General features: G+C 58.6%; 11 protein-coding genes. 1 reads left to right on the forward strand and 10 read right to left on the reverse strand.

The features are described from left to right. The first annotated feature begins 30 nt into the window (after positions 1–30). Positions 31–1,029, forward strand: coding sequence for a helix-turn-helix transcriptional regulator (locus AB5Z25_RS03420; protein WP_368134815.1), 999 nt, complete (start codon positions 31–33; stop codon positions 1,027–1,029). A gap of 65 nt (positions 1,030–1,094) precedes the next feature. Here AB5Z25_RS03420 and AB5Z25_RS03425 read toward each other — a convergent pair whose 3' ends face one another. The 10 genes from AB5Z25_RS03425 to AB5Z25_RS03470 form a co-directional block, all read right to left on the reverse strand. Continuing rightward, the gene (locus tag AB5Z25_RS03425) at positions 1,095–2,459 is read right to left on the reverse strand and encodes an ATP-binding protein (protein WP_368134789.1); all 1,365 of its coding nucleotides are present in this window, start codon (positions 2,457–2,459) and stop codon (positions 1,095–1,097) included. Positions 2,460–2,810: 351 nt separating this feature from the next. Next, positions 2,811–4,487: an Asp-tRNA(Asn)/Glu-tRNA(Gln) amidotransferase subunit GatB gene (gene gatB, locus AB5Z25_RS03430; RefSeq protein WP_368134790.1), complete on the reverse strand. Its 1,677-nt coding sequence runs from the start codon at positions 4,485–4,487 to the stop codon at positions 2,811–2,813. Next, positions 4,487–6,001, reverse strand: a complete 1,515-nt coding sequence (gatA, locus tag AB5Z25_RS03435; RefSeq protein ID WP_161160318.1) for an Asp-tRNA(Asn)/Glu-tRNA(Gln) amidotransferase subunit GatA — start codon at positions 5,999–6,001, stop codon at positions 4,487–4,489. Before gatA ends, gatB begins: the two co-directional genes overlap by 1 nt. Continuing rightward, the gene (gene gatC / locus AB5Z25_RS03440; RefSeq protein ID WP_035136890.1) at positions 6,001–6,312 is read right to left on the reverse strand and encodes an Asp-tRNA(Asn)/Glu-tRNA(Gln) amidotransferase subunit GatC; all 312 of its coding nucleotides are present in this window, start codon (positions 6,310–6,312) and stop codon (positions 6,001–6,003) included. The genes gatA and gatC overlap by 1 nt, the downstream gene beginning before the upstream one ends. A 324-nt stretch (positions 6,313–6,636) precedes the next feature. Further along, positions 6,637–7,554, reverse strand: a complete 918-nt coding sequence (locus tag AB5Z25_RS03445) for a class C sortase (protein WP_349106968.1) — start codon at positions 7,552–7,554, stop codon at positions 6,637–6,639. 132 nt (positions 7,555–7,686) lie between these two features. Next, complete coding sequence (locus tag AB5Z25_RS03450; protein WP_368134791.1) at positions 7,687–8,163, reverse strand: hypothetical protein; 477 nt, start codon at positions 8,161–8,163, stop codon at positions 7,687–7,689. Continuing rightward, positions 8,160–8,459 carry a hypothetical protein gene (locus AB5Z25_RS03455; RefSeq protein ID WP_368134792.1) on the reverse strand — a complete coding sequence of 100 codons (300 nt, stop codon included), beginning with the start codon at positions 8,457–8,459 and terminating at the stop codon, positions 8,160–8,162. The genes AB5Z25_RS03450 and AB5Z25_RS03455 overlap by 4 nt, the downstream gene beginning before the upstream one ends. Beyond that, on the reverse strand, positions 8,441–9,403 hold the full coding sequence (locus AB5Z25_RS03460) for a hypothetical protein (protein WP_368134793.1): 963 nt from the start codon (positions 9,401–9,403) through the stop codon (positions 8,441–8,443). The genes AB5Z25_RS03455 and AB5Z25_RS03460 overlap by 19 nt, the downstream gene beginning before the upstream one ends. A gap of 236 nt (positions 9,404–9,639) precedes the next feature. Continuing rightward, positions 9,640–9,792: a hypothetical protein gene (locus AB5Z25_RS03465; RefSeq protein WP_192919544.1), complete on the reverse strand. Its 153-nt coding sequence runs from the start codon at positions 9,790–9,792 to the stop codon at positions 9,640–9,642. Between the two features lie 304 nt (positions 9,793–10,096). Next, a complete protein-coding gene (locus AB5Z25_RS03470; protein ID WP_368134794.1) occupies positions 10,097–11,851 on the reverse strand; it encodes an isopeptide-forming domain-containing fimbrial protein in 1,755 nt (584 codons plus the stop codon). Between the last annotated feature and the right edge of the window lie 26 nt (positions 11,852–11,877).

The following is an 11,877-nucleotide window of genomic DNA, read 5'->3' on the forward strand; positions in this document are numbered from 1 at the left end:
TTTCCGCAAAGGAAGGGGACGCTTTTGAAAATGCATCGGGCCGCGACCGACATAACCGAGCTCTACGCACCGCAATTTGAGCAGTTTGGCCTGGAGCTTTCCGGCAAGGGCGCTGTCTTTACCGGCGAGGTGGCAAACGATCGGGCGCACGGCCGCGCATGGATCATGCCTCTCTCCCCTGCCTGCATTGTCATGGAGCATTTCATCACCCCGACGCACGATATGTACCTGGCCGAATACACACCCGAGCCATACGCCTGCGTGAGCGAGGTCAGCGCGCCCACACTTACATGCATGCCCGAGGCTGGCATAACGCCCGCGAACCTTAAACCATTGCATGGACCGTGGCCAAACAATGCCGTTTGCAGCTTTATCCAAGATAGCTGTGGCGAGGAATTAAGCCCGCTGTTTGCGGGACGGCTTTATCACTCGCGCTCGGTGCTCTTTTTGCCCGGATATTTTGACGACCTGGAGCACCGCTATCCCACCGAGTTCGCGGGAACCTTTGAGGCGTTTGCCGAGCCATGGCACGAGGAAGCGACGTCTGCGATCTGCCAAACGCTGCGCCGGATTAACGAGGACCGCGCCCGCACCGTAGGCGGACACGTCTATATGCAGGGCATCGTGGAGACCATGGTCGCGGAGCTCGCCTGTTCGCGCGCAGCCCAAAAGCAGGCGCGGCAGGCGGCAGGCACACGCGTCAGCATGGCCATTGCCGAAGAAGCAACGGCAATGATTGAGCGCGCGCTCGACAAAGGCAGACGTGTGGGTATCAACGAGGTGGCCGAGAGGCTCTACACAAGCCGCTCCAAACTATGCGCCACCTTTAAGGCCCAAACCGGCGAGTCCCTGGGCACCTACATACGAAGGCGCCGCATGGAGCGAGCACAGGACCTTTTGGCCGATAGCGCGCTCACAATAGCGCAGGTGGCAGAGCGCCTAGGCTACCCTCAGCAAGCCGCCTTCGCCCAAGCGTTCAAACAATACACCGGCATGACACCCACGGCTTGGCGAAGCAAGCACCGCTAAGGTCCAAGCTCCTTGGCCGTTACGGAGCGATTTAATTAGCCGCCGCCCATCAGCTCGCCCAGGATCTAAACGTCAAGATGTGCACAATCAAGCGCCTTTTTGATAAGAGGGGCAGATCGATCAGCCAAATACAACGGAATGTTGAGCACCCCGTCGTCGAGCTTTAGGTTCTTAAGTGAGTAGCGGACCCTCAGTGGAGTCGTCTCCGCATGCTTGTCGGCATAGTACTTAAGGCTCTTGGAATGAACGACCTCTCCCGATTTGACCTCGACGGGAACAATTTCGTTTCCGACTTGAATCAAAAAATCGACTTCGTGCTTCGGCTTCTCGTTTGTCCAATAACGCGGAGCAGCATCTAACTGTGAAAGTAATGCCTGAAGCACATAATTCTCGGCGAACGAACCTTTGAACTCCGAAAATAGCGCATCCGAGATGGCAAAAGCGGACGCATCCAGTCTTGCCATGCGGCGCAGCAAACCGACATCAAGACAGTAGACTTTAAATGCCTTGAGGTCATCGTATGCAGAGAGCGGCACGCCACCGGCAGCATTAAGGCGAACCGCCATGATGAGCCCAGCATCGGCAAGCCATTCCAGAGCATCCTCGTATTCTCGAGCACGAGCCCCCTCGCGCACCGCACCCCAAACGAACTTTTTATTCTCGCGCGCCAACTGAGTTGGAATCGAGTTCCATATTTGCGAAAGCTTGGCGAACTGCGCACGGCCACCATGCTTGGCAAAATCGCGCTCGTAGGAATCCAAGAGATCGGACAACACCTTATCGACCTGAACGATATCGCCCGTCTCCACCCACCGACCAAGAGCCTCTGGCATGCCGCCACATGCAAAATAACGCCGAAGATGCTCGACGAGACGGACATGGAAGAAATCGGGCACTGTCTCGATCTGATCCAGGCCGCCAAGGTATTCGTCGTAGTTTGCAGCGCCCTCGGCTTTCAGAAACTCGGAAAAGCTCATAGGGTGCATCTCCATGAACTCGACCTTTCCCACCGGAAAAGCGCTGGTCTCACGGGACAAGCGAACGCCCAACAAAGACCCTGCGCATGCGACGTGATACTCGGGGGCCTCGTCACAGAAGTATTTAAGGGCGCCGACTGCAGAAGGACAATCCTGGATCTCATCAATAATAAGCAGCGTCTCGCCGGGATCGATAGGCTGTCCAAGTGCCAGGGAAAGGTTTGAGATGATCCGCCGAGGATCGCGCGTACCTTCGAAAAACTGAGCGTACTCGCTCTGTACCCCAGGTGACGGTTCCTCGAGCGTCAGATACACAAAATTGAGGTACGAGGTTCGGCCGAACTCCTTAAGCGCCCACGTCTTTCCAACCTGGCGCGCCCCCTTAAGGATAAGCGGCTTACGATATTCTGACGCTTTCCAAGCGTTAAGCTTGGCAATGATATCTCGCTGCATGACCGAACCTCCCGCAAAGAATCTTCCGTAAACGTGATATTTCCCACATTTTACCCTAGGTAAAACGTGACATTTATCACATTTACGGAAGTTTTAAGCTCATTTCGCCACACTTTCATCACATTCAAAAGACGGAGGCGCTATTTGCGCCTCCGTCACCATCTTTCTATCAGCCCACCTGACCCGAACGGCCGAGTCGTCTGGCCGGGGAAGCCCCGAGTCGCCGGGGTGTTTGCTCCAAATGAGTTCCGCATGCAAAGAAGGCCACTAAATGTGGCCTTCGTCTTGCATAGGACTGTTTGAAATTTGGAGGAAACACCCCGGCGACTCGGGGCTTCCCCGGCCTCGCAGCTACGAGAGCGACGTTCTCAGCAACTCGTTGAAGAGCTTCGGGTTGCCCTTGCCGCGGCTCGCCTTCATGCACTGGCCCACCAAAAAGCCGATGACCTTCTGGTTGCCGTCACGATACTGCTGCGCCTGATCGGCACAGTTTGCCAGCACCTCGTCCACAATCGGCTGCAGCGCGCCGGCATCGCTCACCTGACGCATGCCGCGCTCGTCGACGATCTTGTTGGGGTCGTCGCCGGTCTGGGCCATGGCCTCAAAGACCTCGTGCGCCTGGTTGGAGCTGATGGCGTCGGTCGCCAGCAGCTTGGCAAGGGCTGCCACCTGAGCCGGCGCAATGCCGGACTCGGCGAGCGACACGCCTGCGCCCTTAAGGTAGGCGATCATCTCGTTGACCAGCAGGTTCGCGACCGTCTGGGCCTCCTTGCCAGCCATGCCGGCAGCGGCAGCCTCAAAGAACTCGGCAAACTCGGGGTCGCCGGCGATCTGCTCGGCGTCGGCCGCCTTAATGCCAAAGTCGGTCTCAAAACGGGCGCACTTGGCATCGGGCAGCTCGGGAATCTCGCCACGGCAACGGTCGATGAACTCGTCGTCCAGATCGAACGGCGCCAGGTCGGGATCGGGGAACAGACGATAGTCGTCGGCCGTCTCCTTGACGCGCATGACCACGGTGCGCTTGCGGCTGGGCTCCCAGTGACGGGTCTCCTGATAGATGATGCCGCCCTCCTCGAGCACCTCGGCCTGGCGGCAAATCTCGTAGGCAAGGCCGTCGTGCAGGCTCTTAAACGAGTTGAGGTTCTTGAGCTCGGTCTTGGTGCCCAGCTTGGTCTCGCCACGGCGGCGCAGCGACACGTTGCCATCGCAGCGCATGGAGCCCTTCTCCATGGAGCAGTCTGAAATGCCCAGCGTCACAAAAATGCGACGGAGCTTCTCCATAAACAGGCGAGCCTCCTCAGGCGTGCGCAGATCGGGCTCAGTCACGAGCTCAATCAGCGGCGTGCCGCAGCGGTTGTAGTCGACGAGCGACTCGGCCGCGGCGGTAATGCGGCCCTCGGCACCGCCCACGTGGACCATCTTGGCGGCGTCCTCCTCCATGTGGATGCGCAGGATGCGAATGGGCACCGTGTAGGAACCGTCCTCGCGACGCTCGGGCATCTGCAGGTTGGACGCGTCATAGCTGGCCAGGTGGCCGGCGCGTTGGTTGCCCTCTCGCATGGTCGACGTCATGGACGTGGACAGGCCCTCGGCGTTGGCCGAAGCGCTCGCCAGGCTCTGGGCCTCGGCCTCACCAAACGCGCAGTCGGGACGCTCGGCGGCACCGCGACCGGTCACGTCCAGATCCAGGTGACCGTACATGGCAAAGGCGACCGGACCCTGCGTGGTCTGGAAGTTCTTGGCCATATCGGGATAGAAGTAGTGCTTACGGTAGAACATCGAGTGGCGTTGGATCTCGCAGTTGGTGGCGAGACCTGCCTTGACGATGCTCTCGATGGCGCGCTTGTTGGGCACCGGCAGGGCGCCGGGCAGGCCCAGGCACACCGGGCACACGTTGGCGTTGGGCTCGTCATCGTGGCTGAGTTTGCAGTTGCAGAACATCTTGGTATCGAGTGCGGTGAGCTCGGTATGGATCTCTAGGCCGATCACGGCCTCCCAATCCTGCAGGACCTCGGAAAGCTCCTTCATTACAGCTCGCCTCCCTTCCCGGCAAAATCGGGCGCGACGGAAAGCGCGGGCGCACCCGTGGCGGCATCGGCAAAGCCGCGCTCCAGGGCGCGGGCAAACGTGAGCAGCTGACGGTCCTTAAACGCCGGACCAACCAGCTGGGCAGAAACGGGCAGCTGAGTATCCTCGCCCAGGCCCAGCGGCACCGAGATACCACCGTTGCCGCAAATGTTGAGCGAAATGGTGTACAGGTCGGAGAGGTACATCTGCGTGGGGTCGCTGATCTCGCCAAACTTAAAGGCCGTGCGCGGCGAGGCGGGCATGAGGATGGTGTCCACCTTGGCATACGCGGCGTCGTAGTCCCGCGTGATGAGCGTACGGGCCTTTTGCGCAGCGTAGTAGTACTTGTCGTACACGCCCGAGCTCAGCAGGTAGGCGCCGAGCATCTGACGGCGCTTGGCCTCGGCGCCAAAGCCGTGGGCGCGAGAGAGCGAGCTCTGGTCGGACAGGTTGGCGCAGCCCTCCTCCTGATAGCCGTAGCGAATACCGTCGAAGCGGGCCAGGTTGGAGAACGCCTCGGCCGGGCCGATGACGTAGTAGGCGGCGATAGCGGCGTCCAGGTGCGGCAGGTCGACCTCGACCAGCTCGGCGCCCTGGTTCTGCAGCTCCTGGGCGGCGCGCTGAACAGCGGCCTTGACCTCGGGCGTCAGGCCCTCGGCCTCCATAAACGCGGGGATGATGCCCACGCGCTTACCCTCGATGCTGTCGTTGAGATGCTCGGTAAAGTCGACGGCGCAATCCTGGCTGGTGCAGTCGTATGGATCGTGGCCCGCGCCGGTAAGCGCGTTCATGGCCAGCGCGACATCCTCGACCGTGCGGCCAAAGGGGCCCACCTGGTCGAGCGACGAGCCAAAGGCGACCACGCCGTAACGGCTCACGGCGCCATACGTGGGCTTAAAGCCCACCACGCCGCACAGCGACGCCGGCTGGCGAATGGAGCCGCCGGTATCCGAGCCCAGCGAGAGCGCGACCTCGCCCGCAGCGACGGCGGCAGCGGAGCCGCCCGAAGAGCCGCCGGGCACGCGCTCGGTATCCCAGGGGTTGTTGGTGCGATGGAACGCCGAGCTCTCGGTGGAGCTGCCAAAGGCAAACTCGTCCATGTTGGCCTTGCCCATGGGCAGGCAGCCGGCATCGAGCATGCGCTGGACACAGGTGGCGGTGTAGACGCTCTGGTAGTCCTCGAGCATGCGCGAAGCGCAGGTGGTGCGCGTGCCCACGAGGTTCATGTTGTCCTTAATGGCCAGCGGCACGCCCGCAAGCGGGGGCAGCGGCTTGCCTGCGGCACGGTCGGCATCCACGCGCGCGGCGGCCTCGAGTGCAAGCTCGGGCGCCACCTGCAGGAATGCCTGGACCCCGCCCTCGCGCGCCTCGATGGCGGCAAGGGATGCCTGGGCCACCTCGGTAGCGGTAAAGTCGCCGGCGGCAACGCCCGCGGCGATCTGGGCGGCGGTAAGGGAATCGAAGCTCTGCGCCATTACTCGCTCTCCCCCTCTCCCAAAATGGACGGCACGCGGAAGTAGCGGTCGCGCGCGCTGCCGGCGTTTTCGAGCGCAACGTCGAGCGGCAGGTCGCGCTCGGGCTCGCGCAGGTCATCACCCATCACGTTGGACAGGCTTCCGATGGGATGGAACGTGGGCTCCACGTCGGGCAAGTCATATTGCAAGACGGGCTCGAGCATCTGGACGGCGTCGTTCATGTAGGACGTCATCTGGGCGAGCTCGTCATCGGTCAGTGCGATCTTTGCGTACTCGGCGATGCCGCGCACGTCTTTCTCGCTGAGTGCCATAGGCGCTCCCTTCCGCATAACAGATAAACCGCTCTAGTATACAAGGCAACGCCGACTTGGAGCAGGCGCTTTACCCAAATGCAGCGAAAACGTAACGAGGGCGGCGGTTGGCAGGCGGCGGGGCGGCGGTCCTGCAGCGAAACCGCACTGTCCATAGCGAAAACCGTCTCGCCCGCAACGAAAACCGTCGCGTCCACAGCAAAAGCATCACAACATTCGACGCTTTTCACCAAAATCGAGATTTTCATCGAATGTTGTGATGGTTTGGAAGCCCCGACCACCACAAAGATGCCTGTCCCCATTGTGGTGGGTCTGAACGATGTCCTATGCCGAGGCCTTGGCCTTGCGGCGCTTGCGGACCGCGTGGATCACGATGTCCAGCAGCAACAGCACAATGGCTACGACCACGATGAGCACGGCAAACTCGCGCTTGCCCCAGTGGCGGCCGGCCAGCGACTTTTGCTTGTCGACGTCCTTCTTGCTGTACTTGGTGCGCACGCAATGCACCAGCAGGCGATGGTCGTTCACGCCGTAGGGCGTGCAGGTGACGAGCGTCACCTTGTCGGCGCCGGGCTCGATGGTCAGCGACTCCATCTCCTCGGGCAGCACCACCTCGGAGTCCACCATCTTGTAGGCGAGCGTCTTGTTCATGGTGTGCAGCAGCACCAGGTCGCCGGGCTCCAGCGAGTGGATGTCGTCGAACATGCTCAGGTTGCGCATGCCCGAGTGCGCGGTGAGCACGCAGTGCGTCGAGGTGCCGCCCACCGGCAGGCTCGTGCCCTCCAGGTGGCCGACGCCCGCCATAAGGACTTCCTCGCTCGTGCCGTGGTAGATGGGCATGCTCACGTCGATGGAGGGGATCTCGACCCAGCTCATCATGGGGTCGCGGTCGAAGATGAGCTGCTGAGCGTAGGGCTCGATCTGGTCGGCGGGGAGCTCGGTGGCCTCGCCCGCCAGCTGCTCGTTAAAGGAGCGCGCCTGGAGCAGAATGCGCTCGCGCTCCTCGGCAGACAGCGCGTCCACGGTGCTGGACACCGTGCTGATCTGGTTGAACACGCCCGAGGCCTCGAGCCGGTCCAAGATCCACGGCCAGGTCATAAGGCCCACGCCAATAAGGATGATGACGATGGTGATGAGACGGTCGGCCCAGCGCGGCAACCGCTTGCGACGACGCTTGGGCTTTGGTTGAGGTTTGGGTTGAGGGCTTGAGCCGCCGTTGGCCGCGGCGTTATTGCTCTTCATATGTTTGGCGCCCTGCACCATCGCCGGTCACTCCTCTATAGCTCAGGTTGTCTAAACAAATAATAGCCGATTAGCGAGCTTCCGCGCCGGACAACGCAGCTAGACTGCACCGTCCGGGCCACGTAACCACACTCAACCAATCAAGCCATATGTTGCTTTCATCGTCTCAAGCAACTGCGCCATCGTTGCGCCCGCAACCCCGATCTGTTTCAGATTGACGTCGCCCACCTCACAATCTTTAACAAACGCAATCATATCGTCCTTCAGTTCTCCGCGCAGGTCGACACCTTCCGACTCGCCAAGCAGCTGAGCAAGCCTCAGCGCATCGCGTTTATGCTTTTTTACCTTCTTCGAATCAACGTTCTCCCCCGCTTCCCTTCTAGCTTTTAGGTCGAGATACGCCTTCGCTTTGAACGGGACAATGTATTCCGTACCCAGGACCGAAACGCCGCCTACGGTCCGAATTCCCTGAAGGAACAAGCTGTAGTAAGCATCGTCCAACAAAATTGCCGAAAGACTGCTTATGTTTTCATCAACGTGAATTGGCGCCACATCAATCCCCTCACGACCCTTTAGAAAGTCGGGGCACTTCGCGAAGAGTTCGATCATATGGGGGTAACCCGGCCTCTTAGGCTCTGTGAACCGATAAAAACATGAGCCTTTGCCTTCGCCCCAGCCGCAGCGGTAACCGCCATCACGCACCAAGTCCATATGGCTTCTGCCGTCTGAGGCAACCGGTCATCGGCGACAATTACCACATCAAAATCGTGAGTCGCCCTAAACGGAAGTCCCGCCTCCGCGAGCAAAATGTCGCATGCCGTGCCGCCGATAAGGGCATACGATCCTGCAGCTTCTTGCATATGCTGCTGAAATTCTTGGAGGCCTTCTACAGCGCTTCTTGCCATGGATATTCCCTTTCAAACATTCGATCGACTTCGAGCTGAATTCGCTCATCGTCAATTGCCGCCAAAGATAGCGCAAGCGAAATGTTGTCGACACGGGAGGAGTCGGCAAACACGGGCGCATAGCGCCACACTTGGATCATCGCCGTCTCGTTATCCGGCAACTCCCCGTCTGCGACTTCGAGGTCGCTCAGTTGACGCCATGCACTTCTTAAGACGGCCTTTTGTTCCATGCCCGGCGCAGCGAGCATCGAACGCGCGGCGAGCGCCGTCTCCCCGGCGTCAACAAGACAGTCGATCTGCGGCGTCTTCCTTGCAAAAAAGACCTTCGAGACAGGCGAGGAGAGCTCTGCCATGTGCTCACTGAGCAAAAGATCAACAGCAACAGGGAACACGACGACACGTCGCTCGCGACGCTCGCGCCTCGCGAGCCCCCTGTCAACAAGCTCGGTTATGGCCTCACTCGCGCGGCTTGCCGAAATCCCAAGCGCACGACAAAGGTCATAGGGACGATATGGCTCCTGGGCTACTCCCCAGATTGCGGCAACCTGTGCGTTGGGTGACATCTTGGTCGCGCGATTGCGAAACCGGGCACCGCCCCTCTCCGTGCAGGCTGTGCCCATAAATGGAAGAAAAGCCTGTCTACCTGGGCAGACAAAGGGAATCCCTTGTGCGATCAATGCTTTGCGCTGACGTGCATCGGCATCAGGAAACGAAACGACAACAGGAGTCTCCGCGCGTAAGGCTAGCTGACTATAGACTCTCTTAGCCTCGGGAAGCCCGACGCCAGTAGGCAAACTTGCAAGCAAAAACGAAAAACCGTTTGCGTCAACAGCGCGGACCTCAACCGCCCGCAGATGCAGCGGCAAGCGTGTGGATCCAGGCCAAGTTTTGGCCTTGGCGGAGAGGCCTAGTGCTTCTTGTAAGTAGATTAGCGCTTCGTTCATTTCCATCATTTTCGTTTGATTCCAGTTTATGTTGGAATTATACATAATTTTCGGAATTGACGAGATTCCTTTCGTGCATAAGCCCGCATTTGAGTTTTCAGAATGTCCCGGATCGGCGGGGCGATTCGGGATACAATGTCAATAGAAAACGACGCACCCCGCGTAAGTGTACGAGAGCGCGGGCGGCCTAGTTTTCTGGTTTTGTTAAATGCCCGGGCTCCGAACCCCGGGCATTCTTATTTGCGCTTGTTGCGGCGCAAATGCCTTCTACCGTCCGCACCGCGCGTGCGCCTACGGACCTTAAACCGAACCTCATACGAGTCAAGAAACGCGATGACGAACGTGCCCACCGCCGCGAGGGCGGCGAGCGCGTTAAGGAATTTCAGCATTTGGGGACCTCCGATCGAGTCGTCGGCCGCCCGCGCACGGAATGCGTCGCAAAGCCATTTTACTGCGAGTTTATGCACCCACAGCTGGTAAACGCAATAATTGCAAACATCTGTTCGATAGTCATACGCTCGATCCATCGGGCAATGGAACCTGGCTGCGTTATCCAAAAAAACGGGGCAAACTCCAGTGCGGAGTCTGCCCCGAAAAGAGAATGGCAAAGCAAGAACGTGGCTGGACGAGAAAAGTGTCCGCAAGTCTCATGGCCATCACATCCCACCTGCCAAAGGGATGGGTGGGCGAGCGTTACTCCTGCTCGGACTCCTCAGCCTGCTTACGGCTGCGGATGAGGTGCGCCACGCCGATGCACAGCACCGCGCCACCAGCGATCCAAGTGAAGGTCACGCCGTTGAGACCGGTGAGCGGGAGGCCGGAGCCCTTCTTGTTCTTGACGGTGAGAGTGACGGTGCCGTTATCAACAGACGGTTTCATAACGAGGTCAGAACCATTCTTGGTCGCACTGACACTCAGGTTATTATTCCCCTCATCATTGCCGAGACCATCAGCCGTGATGGTGAAGGTGAATTTGGGCAACGTGTTGTAGCCGTCGAGCGTGTGAGTCTCCTCGACCGTATAGGTACCAGCATCGAGGCCCTTGATATTAATCTCGCCGTTACGATCGGTCGTGAACTCATAGGAGTCGGCGCCGAGCGAACCATCCTCCTGGACAAACTTGGTGCCATCACCCTCGTCGGCGCCGGTGGCCTGGATGGTGAACTTTACGCCGCTGAGTTTAGCCGTCTCGTCTGCTGAGTCCCCCTTGACGAGCTTGAGCGCGTAAGTGTAATCGCGGACGGTATCGGGCACGGACTCACCCTTACCATCGCTCATGGGGTTGTTGGAATAGATGAGCTTGACAGTGTTCTCATTGCCCTCGCCACCGACGACTGCCTTATTGGGATCAAGCTGAGCGGTATACTCAACAAAAATCTTGGTACTAGACGAGAGGTTCGCAACGGCAAGTTTGAGATTATCGAACTTTACGGTCAGGGTTTGGCCGGCGCCGTTTTCAGCATTCTTGACTTCGGGAGTGAATCCAGAAGTAATTTCGACAGCGCTGGCACGATCGCTGCCTGCAAATACCTTAATGGAAGCGTCGGTAACCGTCAGGCCAGCAGAAAGCTCATCGCGAAACTCGTAGTAGTAACTATCGAACGAGGCCACATTTTCGGCAACGGTGCCGGTTAGCTGATATTTAACATTCTGACCAACCTGCGAGTCAGCCTTATCGGCCCATCCAGCGCCGGACTTGTCGTCCTTAATCTTCTTTGTAACCGTAGGTATACCAGTCTTCTCGGTAACCTCAACAGCACTACCGCCTATAACAGCGAAAATCGGCGAAGTACCAGTCTGCCTCAACTCGGAATAGCTGTCCTTAGTACCGATAGAACTATCGTCCGTCAGGAAGAGATAGTAGCCAGAGTTCTTAAAGGAAATTGAGGTGTCATCCGCGGCGAAAGCAGCGCTAGAAGCCCCCCTTGGCATGGCAGGAGTAGTGCCCTTGACCAAGTCGGCAATCGTATCGAGCAAATCGCCATTATTCACAACCCAAGAAGCGTCTTGGAGATTATCAGCCATCCAGTCAGCAACATCCTGCGCGGTGGGCGTTTTGTCTTCAGGAAGCTTCGACTTACTAGAATCGTAACCAGCACTCTGCTTAATTGCATTAATAATGCTAGCCTGGGTAGGTTCCGTTACATTTTCAGCCCATGCGACATCGGAAACGACCTTATCGCTTGCGCTAGTTCCATCAACCACTTTGGCATTAAAAATCTGATAAGCGACGAACTGCGTCTTTCTGTTGGGATTCGTTGCGTCCGTATTTTCTGCATTTTGCTTGATGGTGATGCGATTGTTCAGAGTAGTAGCAAACGCCATCGTGGCCGGGGCCATAACGCCACCAAAGCTCAGCGCTGCTGTGAGGCCTGCCGTTACTGCCAGGCGTGCGATGTTCTTGTTCATGCTCATCTTCTTTTCCTCTGCTTTCTGCTCGAATTCCATTTGATCTAAATCCGTCTGTCTGTGTC

Origin of the sequence: Collinsella aerofaciens, from assembly GCF_040910325.1 — a bacterium.
Classification (GTDB): Bacteria; Actinomycetota; Coriobacteriia; order Coriobacteriales; family Coriobacteriaceae; genus Collinsella; species Collinsella aerofaciens_BL.